Here is an 18,888-nt window from a genome sequence, read left to right on the forward strand (position 1 = left end):
ATGTCTGTTTTAAGATAAAATTATATAATATATTGATTATCAATATATTAACTATATATTTAACCCTCCGCAAGCGCTAATAGTTTGCCCGGTGATATAACTACTCATATCAGACGCTAAAAACAACGTAACGTTGGCTATATCCTCAGCTTTTGCAAATCTATTTAAAGGAATATCAGCCAGGTATTTTTCGGCACCGGCATTATCGTTCAGATAGCTGGTCATATCTGTCTCCACAAAACCCGGCGCGATGGCGTTGCACCGGATGTTACGGCTTCCCAATTCTTTAGCCACGCTTTTGGTAAAACCAATGATCCCCGCCTTGCTGGCTGCATAACTTGCCTGCCCTGCATTTCCCATCATACCGATCACGGAACTCATATTGATAATGCTTCCGCTTTTAGCTTTCATCATAGGCCGGATCACCTGTTTTGTCATATAGAATACGCTGTTCAGGTTAATGTTCAACACATCGTTCCACTGTTCAGGCGTCATCCGGAGTAACAGGTTGTCTTTAGAGATCCCGGCGTTATTCACACATATGTCAATGCTTCCAAACTCTTTCAATACTTCGTTGACCAATGCTTCACACTGGGTCACATCACCGGCGTTGCTCTGATAGGCTTTTGCTTTCACTCCTAAACTAACGAGTTTTTCTTCCAGTGCTGTCGCGCGTTCTGCGCTGCTGTCACTCACATAGGTAAAAGCTACATTCGCTCCATGTTCAGCGAACTTAATAGCAATCGCTTCACCGATTCCCCTGGCAGCTCCTGTTACAATGGCTACTTTGTTGTCAAGAAGTTTCATTCGTAATGTTTTATTGATTTAGTCGATCTGATACGATCCGATAATGATTGGATCGTATCTCCCGGTGATTTGATACTGCCGCACTTCGTCTGACACCGGATAGGGCATCGCATGCTGCCCGGATTTTCTGTGGTTGCAAAGTAAAGTAATTATTGTTTTGAATGTTTGATTAATTACGATCAATTATACCATATGGCATTCTGCAAACGGAAAATCTCCTGATCAGTTGTATCATCTGTAAATAACAGCCAGCAGCTCTCTCTGTTTTCAAAATAAACCTATATTGCATCCCATGTCTATTATTGATTTTTTATCTGCCGTGAACGTCGTGGAAATCACCGGCGACGAAACGTACAAGCCCGGCCAACTTGGAAATACTATCGACATTTATCAGGAAGAATTTCCAGACATCGACCAAGCAGATATAGTGCTGGTGGGATGTGGAGAGCAGCGTGGGCGGGGCTTTCTCGGTCCGGCCAGTGATGCACCCGAACTCATCAGGAAACATTTTTACCAGCTTTTTTACTGGCATGATAAGATTCGCATAGCAGACGTTGGCAATGTAAAACAAGGAGCTACTTATATGGACACGATTGCGGCGCTGCAAACCGTGATCGAAGAATTGACGGAGCTCGGAAAAACGGTGGTGATCCTTGGCGGCTCTCACGATCTCACGCTTTCACAATATTATGCATCTAAAAATGCCAGGCAGCAAGTGGAAGTCACCGGCGTCGATGCGATCATCGACCTGGATATGGAGTCTCCTTTCCGCAGTGATAATTTTTTAATGGAGCTCTTCACCAGCGAACCTAATTTTATCAGGCATTATAATCATCTCGGTTTCCAAAGCTACCTGGTACATCCGGGCATGTTACAAACACTGGACAAACTGAAATTTGATTTCTTCCGTGTAGGACATGTGAAAGATGATATTGAAGAGATTGAACCCGCGATCAGGAACAGTCATATTTTTTCTTTCGACATTAATGCGATAGCCAATGCCTATGCCCCGGCGAATCAAATAACACCAAATGGTTTCAATGGCGAAGAAGCATGCATCCTGATGCAATATGCCGGCATGAGCAGTAACATGCAAACGATCGGTATTTATGGTTACAACCCGCAACAGGACAGAGATGAACTGACAGCTAAACAAATTGGTCACATGTTGTGGTACATGATAGACGGCCGTCACCGCAGGTTGAAAGAAGCACACTTTGATCAACTGGATCAGTTCAACGAATACCAGATGGCTTTTGCTGAAATTGAAAGTACTTTTTTACAGAGCAAAAAAACCCGGCGCTGGTGGATGCAGTTACCTGATAAATCTTTTATTCCCTGCAGCTACAAAGATTATATCCTTGCCAGTAACAATGAAATTCCTGAACGCTGGTTCCGGGCGCAACAGCGATAAGATCCCGCTACAGGAACGTTATACACTAAACAATCCTATTTATAAATCTATATAATCCTATACAACATGGCTTCAACAATTAAAACAGGTATTGCTTCTTATGGCATGAGCGGAAAGCTTTTTCACGCTCCTTTTATACAAGCTCATCCCAATTTTGAGTTGAGCGCCATTGTAGAGCGTCATAGAGAAGAGTCACGCACCAAATATCCTGATGCGAAATTGTATCGCTCTTTTGAAGCACTGATTGCTGATGATTCGTTGGATCTTATTGTGGTCAACACACCCGTACAAACTCACTTCGAATATGCGAAAGCCGCGCTGGAAGCTGGCAAACATATTATTGTGGAAAAGCCATTCACCGTTAACGCTGAAGAAGCCCAACAACTCGACGAACTGGCAAAAGCCAAAAACCTCCACCTGATCGTTTATCAAAACCGCCGATATGACGGTGATTTCAGGGCGATCAAAGAAGTAGTGGAACAAAACCTTTTAGGCACTTTGAAAGAAGCAGAGCTTAGGTATGATCGATACAGAACCGGCCACAGTGGAAAGGAACACAAAGAAGGTGACAAACCCGGAGCTGGCAACCTGCACGATCTGGGTGCCCACCTGATCGATCAGGCTATACAATTGTTTGGATTTCCTGAAGCCGTATTTGCAGATGTATTCGCCATGCGAAAAGACATGATCGCTAACGATTATTTTGAAGTGCTGCTGTATTATCCCCGCCCCTTCCGTGTGAGGATCAAAGGAACCGTGTTTGCGCGTGAATCTATTTATCCGTTTGTGATACAAGGGGAACACGGCACATTTATGCAACAGCGATCGGACCTGCAGGAAGCACGCCTGCTGGCTGATGTAGTTCCTTCTACCGAACCGTGGATTGAAACGCCTACGGAAAATGATGGCTTGTTACATACGATCATCGATGGAGCAGAGGTGAAAAAAGAGACCCGATCTGCTATGGGCAACTACATGGATTATTACACCGATGTATATAATACCCTGGCCAATGGTCAGCCTAACCCTGTGCCCGCCACCGATGCAATATTGACGATGCGCGTGATAGACGCGGCGCTGCAAAGCAGCCGTGAAAGGAAAGTTATATCCTTATAAGTTTACTTCTAAAAATTATAAGAAGCTTGTTTTCATCTTCAGGTTATAATTAATAGCCTGTGGCGAGGACAAGCTTTTTTCATGTCCGGCCCGGTTTTGTAAATATTAATTATCTTCCAAGCTTTGATATATTGTTGACCTAACAATTATTAGCCCTCTAACGACAAAAAACAAGTAATGAAACAATGCTTTGCTGCCCTCTTTCTTTTGGCCACGCTGTTTGTACATGGACAAGTAGATCTGAAAAATTATAAAAAGAACGGTGCTTCGGTTACCAGCCGCGACCAACAGATCACCGTGCAATGGCCCGGAGGCATCGGCCGTACTTCAAAGATGATCATTGATCTCAATCCTGATCAGCCATTGATCAGTGCTTTGTATACCGGTGCCAATGCTTCGCTTAAGCAAGTAGCATCTGATCTTGATCCGGCCTTTATATTAAGAGTAGGAAAAAGAAAACTCGATCCTTCCAGCGGTGGCTGGGATATCTTCTTCGATAAAGTGCATAATAAACCTTACACCACGCAGCTCATTCAATTCAATAAAAAAGAGGCCAGTGTTCATACACAAGGCGCCTCCACTGTTGTAAAGATCAATAACCTCCAGACCCCTGGATTTACGGGCCACCTGGAAATTACGTTTTACAATGGCAGTCCCCTGCTCAACATAGCAGCTGTGGTTTCAACAGAGAAAGATTCTACCGCCATCTTATACGATGCAGGTCTGGTCAGCAAAAAAGAATTGTGGAAAAATGTAGCCTGGTCCAACACCCGTGGCCAGATGGAGTTCACACATCCATCTGCAACCACACGAACGGTTCACAAAGATGTAAAGTACAGAACCATCATCGGACAGGGCGAAGCAGGCAGCCTGGCCTTATTCCCTGCACCCCATCAATATTTTTATCCACTGGACGAAGCTTTCAATCTGAAGTTTACCTGGTATGGACATGATTACCTCGATCTGATTCCCGGCTTTGGCATTGGCATTCGCCAGGATCCCAATGGAGACAACCGCTTTATTCCCTGGTTCAATGCGCCACCTCATACGGAGCAGCGACTGAATTTCTTTTGCCTGTTGAGTGACGGTCAGCCGGATGCTGCTTTGACCGCCGTTAAAAAGTTTACCAACAACGATGCTTATCAACCTTTGGCCGGATATAAAAGAATGGCTTCTCATTTCCACAATGAATTTATTTCTGATGTAGTACTCTCCGGCAAACCGGTTCCTGAAAAACCTGAATTTGTAAAAGTGTTGAAAGATGCAGGGCTGGACATTGTGAAGCTGGCAGAATTCCACGGGCCGGGACATCCCAAAGGACCCGACTCTATCCGGTTGCGGGAATTAAAAGCATTATTTGAACAAACACAACGCCTGTCTGATGACAGCTTCCTGTTACTGCCGGGTGAGGAAGCGAATAATTTTTATGGTGGTCACTGGCTCGCCTTCTTTCCCAAGCCCGTCTACTGGATCATGTCGCGCCAACCCAATGCACCCTTCAAGACTGAAGACCCCACATATGGCACGGTATACCGGGTGGGTGATAAAGACGAAATGCTGAAATTGCTGGAGCAGGAAAAAGGACTGGCCTGGGTGGCTCACGCCCGTACGAAAGCATCGACAGGCTATCCGGATAAATATAAGGATGAGGACTTTTTCAAATCCGACACTTATTTCGGTGCTGCCTGGAAATCCATACCCGCCGATCTTTCGTGGCCCAACCTGAGCCGCCGGGTGCTAAACCTGATGGACGATATGGCCAACTGGGGACATAAAAAATATGCGATCGCAGAATCAGACATATTTACCATCACTGAAGACAATGAAATGTATGCCCATTTAAATGTGACCTACCTGAAACTGAATAAACTACCCGATTATCAACAAGGCTGGCAACCCGTGTTAGACGCCATGCGCCAGGGAAAATTCTTTGTTTCTACAGGAGAAGTGTTAATCCCTGAATTCACGATCAACGGAAAAGAATCTGGTGACGTGCTCCAGGTAAAGGGAGATGGAAAAGCCTTTGTCAATGCTGAATTAAAATGGAACTTCCCGATGAACTTTGTGGAAATCGTTTCGGGCGACGGTAAAAATGTGTATCGTGAAAAGATCCATCTGAACCACACCACTGCCTTTGGACAACAAACTTTCAAATGGCCGGTAGATCTGACCAATAAAAAATGGATCCGTATAGAAGCCTGGGACATCGCTGCTAACGGTGCTTTTACCCCGATGATCTGGCTGGAATAAACGGGAGCTTATAATCCCGCCGCCTTACTGATCTCCAGCATCCGGTCGATAGGCTTCTTGGCCGCCAGTCTCAGTTCTTCATCCATGATGATGTCGGGTAGTTCGTATTTCATACACAGGTAAATCTTTTCCAGTGTATTACGTTTCATGTGAGGACAGTCATTGCAGGCGCATCCATTGTCGGGAGGTGCCGGAATAAACTTCTTGTGCGGACTGGCTTTTTCCATCTGGTGGAGAATGCCCGTCTCTGTAGCCACGATAAATTCAGTGGCTTCGTTTTCCATGGTGTATTTCAACAAGCCGGTTGTGGATCCGATAAAATCAGCCATTTTCAGGATTACGTCTTCACACTCCGGATGGGCTATAAACTTAGCGTTTGGATGCTGTTGTTGCAGCTTGGTGATCTTTTCCAGGCTGAATATCTCGTGGACCATGCAAGCGCCATTCCACAGCAGCATGTCGCGTCCTGTTACCTTGTTGATATAAGCGCCCAGGTTTTTATCCGGCGCAAAGATGATCTTTTGCTCTTTTGGAAAGCTATCCACAATGATCCGTGCATTGCTGCTGGTAACGATCACGTCGCTTAAGGCTTTGATACCGGCGCTGCAGTTGATATAACTCACCACCACGTGGTCTGGGTGCTGTTCTTTGAACTTCTGGAACAGTGGCGGCGGACAGCTGTCGCTCAGTGAACATCCGGCTTTGAAATCAGGGATCACCACTTTTTTGGTCGGGTTCAGGATCTTGGCTGTTTCCGCCATGAAATGCACACCGGCGAAAACGATCATGTCAGCATCCGTCTTTTCTGCTTCCTGCGCCAGGCCCAGGCTATCCCCGATATAATCGGCAATGTCCTGGATATCAGGCTCCTGGTAGTAATGCGCCAGGATCACGGCATTCTTTTCCTTCTTCAGCCGGTTGATCTCTTCGAACAGATCCAGCGTCGGATCCACTTCCATGTCGAGAAATCCGTTGGCGTCCAACTCCTGCTTTGCATTTTCCAAAACTGCTGTTTCCATGATCAAAAGGTTTAAATCCGGTGCAATGATACAATGCTGCCCGAAATTTTTTGAAACAATTTTTTCTGAAGCCCTTTATTATCCTAATAATAATTATATAATATTTTTTAAAATAAAACCTATTATTATTAGTAGTGTGAATTAGTGGATAACTCACAATTCACATTTATTACAAAATTAGAAGTTAATTGTTTTCCACACAAAATGAGGGATATTCACAACTCTGTTGCCATGCTGGGCCTGCGTCACGCGGGATATTCACAAACCTGTGGATTTCCACTTCTGAATAAAAAAAGGAGTCACCCGGAATTTACATTGTGTTAATATTCGTGGTATAATTTTCAGGGAACGCACGTTTCCACCCCCGGGATCGCATCCACCTGTTTTTATAATCCAATAACTCCATTTCATATAAACGTTTCACACAGGGATATCCACATTTTTCAACCTCCATTCACATATCTTTGGGGAGAAAAAAGTGGATATCCCGGACGATTTCGCTTGCTAAAGCTGACAAACAGCTATCGGCGCCTAACCGCCCGGATAAAAAAAATTTTTTCCGCTACGCGGATATTTTGATCGAAAAAAGGCCTGTATGAAGAAATTGATACTATTGTTATTCCCCGTTTTTATTTCTTTTTTAGCAAAAGCAGACGAAGGTATGTGGCTGCCTCAGCTGCTGGAAACGCTTAACGAGAAGAGAATGCAGTCGCTCGGAATGAAAATGAGCGCATCCGATATATATAATGTAAACAAAGGAAGTCTTAAGGATGCCATCGTGAGCTTTGGCGGTTTTTGCACCGGCGAGGTGATTTCAGACAAGGGATTAGTGCTCACCAATCACCATTGTGGATTTGATGCCATACAAAACCACTCCACCATCGACAAAAACTTTATAAGAGATGGCTTTTGGGCCCGGTCGAATGCCGAAGAATTACCGAATCCAGGCTTGTTTGTTACTTTCATTGTAAGGATCGACGACGTGACAGACCAGGTGTTGACAGGCGTTACCTATAATATGGCCGAAAACCTGCGGCAATCACAAATTGACCGCAATGCACGCAAACAGCTGGATGGTGTGAAAAAAGAAGCGTACCAAAGCGCTTTTATCCGCCCATTTTTTGAGGGTAATAAATATTACCTCTTTGTAACAGAAACCTACAATGATGTAAGGCTGGTGGGAGCACCGCCTTCGGCTATCGGCAACTTCGGAAAAGATACCGATAACTGGATGTGGCCCAGGCATACCGGCGACTTCAGCATGTTCAGGATATATGCAGGCAAAGACAACAAACCTGCTGCCTATTCTCCGGATAATGTGCCTTACCAACCCAAGAAGTCCTTATCTATTTCCATGAGCGGCATGGAAGAGGGCGACTTTACGATGGTCTTTGGATTCCCGGGGCGTACTACGGAATACCTCCCCAGCGAAGCGGTAGATCAGATCATGAAAGTGAACGACCCTGCCAAGATCCTGATCCGGGACAAAGCCCTGAAGGTGATTGATAAATATATGCGCGAAGACGAAGCCATTAAAATACAATATGCCTCAAAATATGCGGGTATTAGCAACGCCTGGAAAAAATGGCAGGGCGAAGTATTGGGGTTGACCAATACCAACGCGGTGCAAAAGAAACTGAAATATGAAGCGGATTTCGTGAAAAAGCTGAATACCCTTCCTGGTTTGAAAAAGCAGTATGGTACCGTGTTACAGGAATTAAATGACGCCTATAAACGATTGAAGCCGTTGGCATTGGCGCGTGATTATTATCTGGAAACCACCAGTAAAATAGAACTATTCACCATCGTCCAACGGATACGTGCATTGAACAGCAAAAGGGAAAAAGCCAATTATTCAGAAGCGCTCACCAAAGAAATTGAGTGGATGAGTGAATTTCTGAAAGAGCACAGCACCCGCGTGGACCAGGATGTCTTTGCCGCCATGATGCAGTTGTATATCGAAAACCAGCCACCAGCCTATGTTTCAGACTATGCCAAACAACAAAAGAAACCATTTGGCAATTACAAAGCATGGGCAACCGATCTGTATGGTAAAACTATTTTTGCAGACAAAGAGCGGATCATTGCCTTATTAAAGACAGGTCCATCTGTTCTATTTGATGCGTTAAAAACCGATCCGGCGGCCAGGCTGGTGCTTTCTATCTCCGACTTGTTTGACAACCAGGTGGCCCCCGGTTTGAACGGGCAGCAAACGGCGATCAATCAATTGCAAAGAGATTACATGAAGGCTCAAATGGAGGTGTTCAGCGAAAAGACTTTTTATCCGGATGCCAACAGCACACTGCGGGTGGCTTTCGGCAATGTCAATGGATATACATCTCCTCTCGGGAAAAAATATGAATTCTATACTTACCTTGACGGAGTGATGGCAAAATACAAGCCGGGGGACTACGAATTTGATGTTCCGGAAAAACTGCGCGAGCTGTATAAGAAAAAAGATTTTGGCCGTTATGCCGTCAATGGAAAGGTGCCGGTTTGTTTCATCGCCTCCAACCACACCACCGGTGGAAACAGCGGCAGTCCTGCGTTAGACGCATATGGCAACCTGGTAGGTCTCAATTTTGACCGGGTGTGGGAAGGTACCATGAGCGATGTGAATTATGATCCATCAATCTGCAGGAATATTATGGTAGATATCCGGTATGTCTTGTTTATTGTTGATAAATACGCCGGCGCTACACACCTGATCGATGAGATGAACCTGGTGTATCCGAAGAAAAAGTAGTGAGCGGAAGACAAACTTTCGGATTGATACGGGCGCGCACCGATCAGTTAAACCGGATCAAAGCAAGTTATTGGGATTAGGAATCAGCTTCAGGATTTTGTGTAGATTATCCTCGTAGTGTTTTTTGTCCAGCTTATAATAATAGGCGCCCTTCTTTGAGTTGCTTTTGTCTTTTTCCTTTTGTTTGATCAGTAGTTTTGTTGATAACATCTTGCGGCTAAAATTCCCTTTATCCAGCGTGGTATTGAATACATCTTCAAAAAGGCTTTGCAATAACGGCAAGGTGAATTTTTCCGGCAACAGCTCAAAAAGGATCGTGTGCGACGCAGCTTTATATTGAAGTTTCTTCTGTGCCAGCAGTACCATTTCGTTGTGATCAAAAATAAGAGGAGGAAATTCTTTTATCGGAAACCACTGCGCTTCAAAATCCGTGTTGATGGACTCCTGGTATTTATTAATATCGATAAGTGCAAAATAAGCGATCGAGATCGTTCGTTGTACCGGGTCGCGCTCGGGGGATGAGAAAGTGTGAAACTGTTCCAGGTAGATGCCTTCCAGACCGGTGAGTGTTTTCAGGATCCGGTTAGCCGCCGCATCCGCGCATTCTTCTTCGTTGACGAATCCGCCCATGAGGCTCCATTTACCCTTTTCCGGTTCCAGTCCCCGCTTTACCAGCAGTATTTTCAGTCGGGTACCGTCAAACCCAAAAACGATGCAGTCAACAGCGACAGTGAACTTCGTAATGCGCTGGTATCTTTTTTCCCTGGTCAAAATGTAGATCTAATATATTTAATAAAGTGGTTTCGGACTTATTATAGTAACCATGCAGCGCGCGAGAGGCTCAAGATCATGTACTGCTATTGTTACCGGATAGATAAGCTTTTTTGCTGAAACAGGCCGGTCATTGCCGTCTCAGGTAAAATAAATTATATATTTATTTTTCTTAAAGTTAACGAGTTCTGCTGTTATAACCAAGGTTTCAATAAGAAAAAGAAAGCTCATCGACGCAAGACCGACCAAAAATACAAAACAAATGATTTATTGTCAGCTCAACAATTAAAACCCTGTGCTGTACCAAAACCGCGAAGGGTCGGACCCAACCGGACCGGCCAATATTAGGGAATGTGCAGGATATTTGCTGCTTTGACTTTTTGAAATTTGGCTTTTGCAGCTATTTAAAGCAGTTTATGCTTGATTCGGGGTGAAATGAGCGGGGCATTTAATCGTTCGAATTAACATTTTTCCATCACCCTCAGCGCGCTTTTGGTATTTAAGCTTTCCTGTTTCGGTTTCCATTTTGATCTGGCCGCCCTGCTTATCCACGCTCCCATCCATCGGATTACTATAAATAAATTATATTGCACAAAATCTTTTTTATAGTAGCTTCGCTGCACCTGTAAACAGGCTGGTGGAAACTAAACTTTACTCGGTTGAAACGCCCCATTGACTGTATATCACGGAGTGGGCATACAAATAATAAAGGCGTTACATCGTACCAACTTAAAAAACAAAAGATAAAGGGATGAAATTTATAGCATCATCAAACGCTTTGCTTAAACAACTGCAAAATCTTTCGGGTGTGATCAATGCCAATACAGTGTTACCTATATTGGAAGACTTTCTATTTGAGATTGAAGCCAACAAGCTTACCATCGTTGCGACCGACCTGGAAACAGTGATGAGAACAGAAATGGAAATCGAAGCGAAAGACAATGGCCGCGTTTGTATACCCGGTAAGATCCTCATCGACTCCCTTAAAAATATTCCTGATCAGCCGTTGACATTTAATATCGATAAAAACTTCGGCGTTGAGATCACCAGCGATAGCGGAAAGTATAAAGTGATGGGCGAAAATCCCGACAATTTTCCGAAAGAGCCGGCTGCCGATGATACCACTTCTTTCACCATGACCTCTTCGGCATTGGTGACGGCCATCAACAAAACCTTGTTTGCTACCAGCACCGATGACCTGCGTCCGGCCATGACCGGCGTGTTCTTCGAGTTGGATAAAAACGGCATCCAATTCGTGGCAACAGATGCGCACCGTTTGGTTCGTTATAAAAGAAAAGATGCAGAAGCTACCGGTGGCGACAATTTTATTGTTCCCCGCAAGCCACTCAACTTATTAAAATCAGCACTGCCTGACAACGAAGATGAGATCACGCTGAATTATAACAGCAATCACTTTTTCGTGACACATGGCACCACCCGTCTCAGCTGTCGCCTGATCGATGCGCGGTTCCCGGATTATAAAGTGGTGATCCCATCGGAAAATCCGTACAGGCTTACCGTAAACAGGCAGGAGTTTCTGGGTGCATTACGCCGTGTAAGCGTATTTAGTAATAAGAGCACTTACCAGGTGGCACTAGACATCAGCGGTAGCGAACTGCAACTGGCGGCCCAGGATGTTGATTTCAGCTTCGAAGGTAACGAGCGCATGAAATGTCAGTACAATGGAGAAGATCTGCAAATCGCCTTCAACGCCAAGTTCCTCATCGAGATGCTGAACAGCACGCACAGTGAGGAGGTATATCTCGAACTGAGCACGCCCACCAAAGCAGGCCTTATTAAACCGGTAGACCAGGATGAAAATGAAGAGTTGCTGATGCTGGTAATGCCGCTTATGCTGAACCAATAATCGTTATTTACCCAACAAAAGTTGTTATGGCATCTTCGTTGCGTCGCAGTACGTTCATCGTCCCGATTCTGTCTGTATTGCTGGGTGCTGCCCTGTTACCATCCTGCGGAAGTTCCGGGAAGTCAACCGGAGCGCCAGCTCCATCCGTCCCGGCTAAGCAAGAGGCGAAAGTCGTGTTCCCATCTCAAACGACAGCCACACCCGCCGATATAAATTATGTGTACGACTACGAAGCGTTGTTCACGCCGGCGCAGGAAAAAAAGCTGGATTCATTGCTCCGCAATTTTGAAAAGAGCAACCTGATCCCTATTAAAATAACCACGGTTAAAGACCCGTCTATAACCGCTGACCGCTTCCAGGAGGCCAACAAAGCTGCATTAGCAGAATGGGCAGCTGTACACGGCAAAAGCGATAAATGCATTTCCATCAGCATCAGCAAAAACCTAAGCCGCGTGTCAGTTGATTATGGTGCTTTTGTCGCCCGGCTGTTGAGCGAAGCCGAAACATCCGGCATTATTGAAACACAGTTCCGCCCCGCATTTCAGAAAAATCGTTATTTCGATGGCACTTTAGACGGCGTTACATCGATCATGAATACGATCCGGAAAAACATTAAATTTTAAGAAGACAGGCACGAGCCATCCCTCGTTATTTTTGTTGCGTTCATTGAACGCTGTTACATCCCCAAAAGCCTGCGTCGGTAATCCAATATGTTATTGTTTCTTTCCAACAATAACAGGAAGAGTTAGAAGGCACTGAAGCACGGCCATATTGATTACAGATAACAACGAACCTACGGTTCTCCCCCATTCAGCGGATTGCTCTGGGCGCGGATGCTTAAACGCATTCCAATGTCCACACATTATTGGAGATCTCCTTTGCGCGAAAAATTTTTATTCCGCGAGGCGTAGTTATTCTTTAGCATGATTAAAGCCTGGTTAAAAGAAGGGTTATTCAGCAATACAACACCGCATCAATCCGCCTGAATGCGCGTCATCTCTGTGTTGTGGCATTCTTTTCTCTATTTAATCGTCTCCATTTCTTCACGAACACTTACCTTTGCGCCGCATTGGTTCAACACGTCCTTCCCGGACGCGGTTGATTAAAAGGGAATCAGGTGCAAATCCTGAACAGACCCGCTACTGTAAGTTCTGATCAATGCTTTGACACATCTTAGCCACTGTCCGCCCCCGCGGATGGGAAGGCCGCTCAAAGTGAGAACAAGTCAGGAGACCTGCCAAAGCAGCTATCTTTTAAGCTTTCGTGGACTGAAGCTTGAATGCAAAAAATGCTTTTAGTAGCAAACTATTTGTTTTCAATTGTTCGCAAAGCTGTTTGATTCTTTTAATCAAATAGTTAATGCAGTATGGTGTAGCGCGCCTTTGGCGGTGCGGGATTTTGTTGTCGTTATTATGTTGTGCAGGCAAGACGCTTGCGCAATCGGCCGACTCTTTGTGGGTAAAGGAACTGGAGCGGGTGGAGGTGAACAGTAGTAGAAAGAGGTTCATGTCTGCATCCGTCACGCCCGTGCAATCCTTATCCGGCACGGCTTTGCAGCGGCTCAATGCTTTTTCTGTTGCTGATGCAATCCGTTATTTCTCCGGCGTACAGTTAAAGGATTACGGCGGTATCGGTGGTTTAAAAACCATCAACGTGCGCAGCATGGGCACGCAACATGTCGGCGTATTCCTGGATGGTATCCCTGTGGGAAACGCACAAAACGGAACGGTGGATCTTGGTAAATATTCTTTGGATAATATCGAAGCCATCGAACTGTACAATGGCCAACGTCCGGAACTACTCCAACCCGCAAAGGCCCTGTTTGCCTCCACCGGTTTATATCTTCAGACGGCCCGGCCCGGCCTCGATGCGGCCCACTCTAAAAAGATTCGTGCTACCTTTAAAACCGGGTCTTTCGGATTGGCCAACCCATCTCTATTATGGCAGCAAAGGTTTAAACAAGATCTTGCTTTGTCAGCAAATGTGGAAGTCGTAACAGCGCATGGTAAATATAAGTTTCGCAAACACGAAGCTTTGTTTGACACGACGGCGATCCGTCAGAATGCAGATATAACGGCCCTTAGAGCAGAGGCCACCCTATTCAAAACTTTTCGTCAATCTGGAGAAGCTTTTATCAAAGCCTATTACTATCAATCCGACAGGGGGCTGCCAGGCGCCGTTGTCGAAAACAGGTTTTACAATCCGCAGCGATTGGGTGACCGCAATTGGTTTTTACATGGGTCCTATAAAACAATCGTTTCCGAAAAATACCAGCAGCTCTTTCATATCAAATACACGAGCGACGAGACCCGGTATGCCGATCCTGATTATATCACAACGACCGGGCCGCTAAACAATGTCTATCAGCAACGGGAATTATATGCATCACTGGCACAGCAATACCAACCCTATCCCTGGTGGCAAACCGCCCTGTCTGCAGATATCTCCTACCATACGCTGGAAGCAAACCTCTACCGTTTTGCTTATCCACGGCGGTACTCTTACCTCGGTTCTTTCAATAATCATTTCAAGTGGAAGCGCATGTGGGTACAGGCAGCATTGTTGTATGGCTATTTTGATGATAGGGTTAAATATTTTGAAGGGGCCTCCGACCGGAGCGTGCTGTCTCCAACATTTGCCGCTTCCTGGCAACCGCCAGGCACGAAAGATGTGACCATCCGTGGTTTTTATAAGGAAAGCCTGCGCATGCCCACCTTCAACGATCTCTATTACACGCTTGTCGGAAATACTTTTTTACAACCTGAATATACGAGGCAATACAATATCGGCTGCACGTGGATGAAGGACATAAAATTTGTTGTCGATCATATTTCGCTGCAGGCCGATGCTTACTATAATGAAGTAACCAACAAGATCGTTGCCGTTCCCTCGGCCAACCTCTTTCGCTGGATGATGTTAAACCTCGGGCGTGTTCATATTAAAGGACTCGAAGCCAATCTTTCTTTTACAAAGAGGCTCGGCGCGGGCCTGGTCTGGAACAATGGCCTTAACTACACCTGTCAAAAGGCGCTGAATAAAACACGCGGCCAATCTTCTTACAACCAACAGATTCCTTATATGCCCGAGCATAGCGGCACGATGCACGGATCGATGTTGTGGAAAACGGTGACACTGAATTACAGCTTCATTTATACAGGTGCACGATATGCCCTGCCGGAAAACACATCGGGCAACTATTTACAACCCTGGTATACAACCGACCTAGGCTGTGTATACGAACATAGTAAAACGCCGCGTGGCTGGAAAGCCGGCCTTGAGATCAATAATCTGTTCAATCAGTATTATGATGTGGTGCTCAACTTCCCGATGCCCGGCAGGAACTATCGCCTATCCTTCACCCTATATCTCTGAAACAAAAATGATCTTATCATGAAACAAAACCCTATAACTACCGCCACCGCTTTTTTTATTGTTTGTATATGCGTAATTAGTTCCTGCCGGAAAGAGACTTCCTTCAACGAAGGAACAGCCACGCCCCTTCCGCCGCAAGCGGACTCCGCCATCGCAGGCTTTTATCTTTTGAATGAAGGCAACTGGAATACCAATATGGCTGCGCTCGATTACTATGATTATGCCAGCGGCGTCTACAAAAGAAATATCTATACTCAGTCAAACCCTGATGCAACGCTGGGTCTGGGCGATGTGGGCAATGATATCGGAGCGTACGGAGCAAAATTATATGCCGTCATTAACGCGTCTGACAAAATCGAAGTCATGGACCTGGCAACGGCAAAACGCATCCGGACCATTACCCTCAAGAATTGCCGCTATATCACATTTGCAAACGGGAAAGCCTACGTCAGTGCCTATAATGGCGATATCGCGCTGGGATCTAATGCACCTAACGGGATCGTGGCTGAAGTAGACACTGCAAGCCTTGAGATAAGCCGCACGGTAGAAGTCGGCAGACAACCGGAGGAGATGGCTGTTGTGGCGAACACGCTGTATGTCGCCAACTCCGGCGGCTACAGTCCACCCGATTATGAAAGAACGGTATCTGCCATCGATCTGTCTTCTTTTAAAAAAATAAAAGATATCGATGTTGCCATCAATCTGCATCGCTTAAAAGCAGATAAAGACGGAGATTTATATGTCACTTCGCGCGGAGATTATTATGATATTCCATCCCGGCTCCTCGTATTAGATACAAAGACGGCTTCGATAAAGAAGACTTTTGATATCGCTGCTTCAAACCTGAGCCTGGCGGGCGATTCGGCGTATGTGATCGGTTCTTCTTTCAGTTATAAAACAGGAAAGTGGGAAAACACTTTTCACCTGATCAATACCCAAACAGAGACTTTGCTGAATGCCAGCTTTATCAGGGACGGCTCTGAAACAGCGATCGATAAACCCTACGGAATCACAGCAGACCCTGTAAGCCGCAACATTTATATCACGGACGCAAAGGACTATGTATCCTCTGGTGTATTGTACGGATACAATGCCAGCGGGCAAAAGCTGTTCAGCGTTAGCTCCGGGAATATTCCTGCCCACTTTGCTTTTGTATATAAAACGATCACTCCATAAAACCATCATCATCATGAAATCAAACAACCACTATGTATTATTAGCATTTGCCGGATGGCTGCTCCTGTTATATTCCTGTAAAAAGGAATCCATGGTAGCGCCGGTCGTCCGCTTCTCTGTTGAAGCGCCAACACTGTATGCTTCTGTAGGCGAAGTAGTAAAAATTGAAGCAGCTGTCAATGCTGGTCGGGAAGTACAACAGGTCTGGAAAATAAACGAACAAACAGTCGCCACGGGAAGCCTGTTTGAACATGCTTTTGACACGACTGCAACCTATACCCTGTCTTACACAGCCACCAACAGTGCTGGGTCTGTAAAGCGATCCTACACCGTAGAGGTAGCAGCACCTGTAAGGACCGGCGGTACTTCTGCTTATGTAGATACACTGTTTGAATATGTGCCCGCTCCCGGCCAGTTTATCAACAAAGCACCGGGCAACCTGGAAAGCGCTAAAAGCCTTATGGGTAAAACAGGCATGGTCAGCCTCGGCGCGTGGGGTGGTTACGTAGTTTATGGCTTTGACCACAGTGTGCCCGACAAAGAAGGTGCAGACATCGATATCGCCGGCAACGCGCTACCGGAATGGAGCGAGCCGGGCATTGTATACGTAATGGCGGACGATAATGGCAATGGACAGCCCGATGATACCTGGTATGAACTTGCCGGCAGCGAGTCCGGTAAGACTGGTGTTTACCTGCGGGATTATGAAGTGACCTATTTCCGGCCCGCTACGGAAGATGCCAACGTGGAATGGCGCGACAACAAAGGCAATACGGGCTTCGTGAAGAAAAACAGCTTTCACCGGCAGGCTTATTATCCCGGATGGATTACAGGCGACAGCTATACGCTGAAAGGCTCCTGGCTCAAAGGGCAACTTAATACCAGCAATCCCGGCTACATCACCAACCTGCCTTACGAGTGGGGCTATGCGGATAATCGCTCGGCAGCCAATGGCGGCAATGCCTTCGACATCGCCCATGCGGTCAATGCCAAAGGAGATCCGGCACATTTGAAAACCATTGATTTCATTAAGGTACAAACCGCTATGATGGGTGATGGAGGCTGGCTTGGCGAAGTGTCCACAGAAATTACCGGCATCAGGGATCTGCATTTCAATCAATAAGGAAGCATCAATAAAAATCAAATAAAAAAATATGTACAACAAACAATTATCAAAGCTGCTTGTCTTGATCGTAGCGATCACTTTCTTTTCCTGCTCTAAAAACAGCGAGGTTATACCGGAGCCGGTCGATCCCGAAAATCCAGCCGCGCCTTACGACAACGGATTTTTTATTATCACAGAAGGATCTTACGCCCAAACAGCCGGCACGATTCAATTTTATCATTACGGTGCGGATACCGTAGCAACCAAGGTATACGAGAAAGAGAATCCGGGTAAAACGCTTGCCAATACTACAAAGACCAGCACGCTTCAATTTGCCACATTGTTCGAAGAGAAATTATATCTCACCAGCAAGATGAATGGGCCCATCGTCAAGCTGGATGCGCATACTTTAAAAGAAGAGGCACGCTACAACCAGGAATCCAGTCATTGGAGGAGCCTCATCGGCGTGCGCCCGGGCGAAGGACTGGTAAGCACGGGTGACGGTGTATATGCCATCAACCTAAACACACTGCAGGTACAAAATAAATTGCTTTCCATTTCTTCTGTGAACACCGGTGACATGCTGAAGGCGGGAGCATACGTGTATATCCTGCAATCCAACGGAGCGAAGATTATCGCGGAGAACAATTATGCGCTCGTCAAAAGCTTTAGCGATATCAACCGTGGGTTTGTGACAACGCCCAATGGTAAAGTGTGGGCTGCTACGGGAAGCAGATTGATTGCGATCGATAAGAATTTAGATACGGCCGGCGTCGCGCTGCCTGCTACGATCGGTTCTTTCGGCCTTGATGCACCCACCCGCCTCACCGCATCAACGAAGGAGAACGCGGTGTTTTATCATGCAGGCAATCGTATCTATAAATATGTAGACGGTAACCCTGCATCATTAAGCCAACCTTTTATAACGATAGACGTCAACCCGTTCATGGTCTATGGAGTAGCGCGTTATGATAAGAATCAAGATCATATTATTGTCAATGGCATCGCTGGCTATGGCGCAGCTTCCGGTATCAACTATTTGCTGATCTATAATGCCGGCACGGGTGCCCTGGTAAAAAATATTCAATATGGCAGTGACGGATCTGTTGTTGATTTCAACCACATTTACTTCCCGGGGCTTGCAATATTTCATTAAGCATTCATTGAAGTTGTTTAACCTTTTGAATATTATTCATCAGAACATTTAAAAATAATATCCTCATTCAAAGCGAATCGAAGCGCCCG

At 45.7% G+C, this 18,888-nt stretch carries 13 protein-coding genes and 1 riboswitch; of the genes, 10 read left to right on the top strand and 3 right to left on the bottom strand.

Going from position 1 to position 18,888, the window contains the following annotated elements:
• Positions 1-51: 51 nt before the first annotated feature.
• A complete protein-coding gene (gene fabG / locus ACU37H_RS10830) occupies positions 52-807 on the bottom strand; it encodes a 3-oxoacyl-[acyl-carrier-protein] reductase (protein ID WP_472701495.1) in 756 nt (251 codons plus the stop codon).
• 292 nt (positions 808-1,099) lie between these two features.
• On the opposite strand from fabG, the gene ACU37H_RS10835 reads away from it, so the two are divergent.
• The 3 genes from ACU37H_RS10835 (at position 1,100) to ACU37H_RS10845 (ending at position 5,587) form a co-directional block, all read left to right on the top strand.
• Positions 1,100-2,221 carry a formimidoylglutamase gene (locus ACU37H_RS10835; RefSeq protein ID WP_472701494.1) on the top strand — a complete coding sequence of 374 codons (1,122 nt, stop codon included), beginning with the start codon at positions 1,100-1,102 and terminating at the stop codon, positions 2,219-2,221.
• Between the two features lie 66 nt (positions 2,222-2,287).
• A complete protein-coding gene (locus ACU37H_RS10840; protein ID WP_472701493.1) occupies positions 2,288-3,337 on the top strand; it encodes a Gfo/Idh/MocA family oxidoreductase in 1,050 nt (349 codons plus the stop codon).
• 177 nt (positions 3,338-3,514) lie between these two features.
• Positions 3,515-5,587: a CehA/McbA family metallohydrolase domain-containing protein gene (locus tag ACU37H_RS10845; protein WP_472701492.1), complete on the top strand. Its 2,073-nt coding sequence runs from the start codon at positions 3,515-3,517 to the stop codon at positions 5,585-5,587.
• Between the two features lie 8 nt (positions 5,588-5,595).
• Here ACU37H_RS10845 and nadA read toward each other — a convergent pair whose 3' ends face one another.
• The gene (nadA, locus tag ACU37H_RS10850) at positions 5,596-6,606 is read right to left on the bottom strand and encodes a quinolinate synthase NadA (RefSeq protein WP_472701491.1); all 1,011 of its coding nucleotides are present in this window, start codon (positions 6,604-6,606) and stop codon (positions 5,596-5,598) included.
• A gap of 595 nt (positions 6,607-7,201) precedes the next feature.
• Between nadA and ACU37H_RS10855 the strand changes: the two genes are divergently transcribed.
• Entirely contained in the window at positions 7,202-9,352 is a 2,151-nt protein-coding gene (locus tag ACU37H_RS10855) for a S46 family peptidase (protein WP_472701490.1), read from the top strand.
• 57 nt (positions 9,353-9,409) lie between these two features.
• Here the strand turns inward: ACU37H_RS10855 and ACU37H_RS10860 are convergent, their stop codons facing one another.
• On the bottom strand, positions 9,410-10,123 hold the full coding sequence (locus ACU37H_RS10860; RefSeq protein WP_472701489.1) for an NUDIX hydrolase: 714 nt from the start codon (positions 10,121-10,123) through the stop codon (positions 9,410-9,412).
• Between the two features lie 751 nt (positions 10,124-10,874).
• Between ACU37H_RS10860 and dnaN the strand changes: the two genes are divergently transcribed.
• The 6 genes from dnaN to ACU37H_RS10890 all read left to right on the top strand — a co-directional run bounded on the left by dnaN (position 10,875) and on the right by ACU37H_RS10890 (position 18,799).
• Positions 10,875-11,990: a DNA polymerase III subunit beta gene (dnaN, locus tag ACU37H_RS10865; protein WP_472701488.1), complete on the top strand. Its 1,116-nt coding sequence runs from the start codon at positions 10,875-10,877 to the stop codon at positions 11,988-11,990.
• A 26-nt stretch (positions 11,991-12,016) separates the two neighbouring features.
• Positions 12,017-12,613 carry a TPM domain-containing protein gene (locus tag ACU37H_RS10870; protein WP_472701487.1) on the top strand — a complete coding sequence of 199 codons (597 nt, stop codon included), beginning with the start codon at positions 12,017-12,019 and terminating at the stop codon, positions 12,611-12,613.
• 430 nt (positions 12,614-13,043) lie between these two features.
• Positions 13,044-13,246: riboswitch (cobalamin riboswitch) on the top strand.
• 103 nt (positions 13,247-13,349) lie between these two features.
• Positions 13,350-15,362, top strand: a complete 2,013-nt coding sequence (locus ACU37H_RS10875) for a TonB-dependent receptor plug domain-containing protein (RefSeq protein ID WP_472701486.1) — start codon at positions 13,350-13,352, stop codon at positions 15,360-15,362.
• Positions 15,363-15,380: 18 nt separating this feature from the next.
• Positions 15,381-16,538 (top strand): YncE family protein, encoded by a 1,158-nt coding sequence (locus tag ACU37H_RS10880; RefSeq protein ID WP_472701485.1) that lies wholly within the window; start codon positions 15,381-15,383, stop codon positions 16,536-16,538.
• A gap of 13 nt (positions 16,539-16,551) precedes the next feature.
• Entirely contained in the window at positions 16,552-17,661 is a 1,110-nt protein-coding gene (locus ACU37H_RS10885) for a PKD domain-containing protein (protein ID WP_472701484.1), read from the top strand.
• Between the two features lie 31 nt (positions 17,662-17,692).
• Positions 17,693-18,799, top strand: a complete 1,107-nt coding sequence (locus ACU37H_RS10890; RefSeq protein WP_472701483.1) for a DUF5074 domain-containing protein — start codon at positions 17,693-17,695, stop codon at positions 18,797-18,799.
• Positions 18,800-18,888: the final 89 nt, after the last annotated feature.

It is taken from the genome of Niabella sp. ZPM-14, from assembly GCF_055693045.2.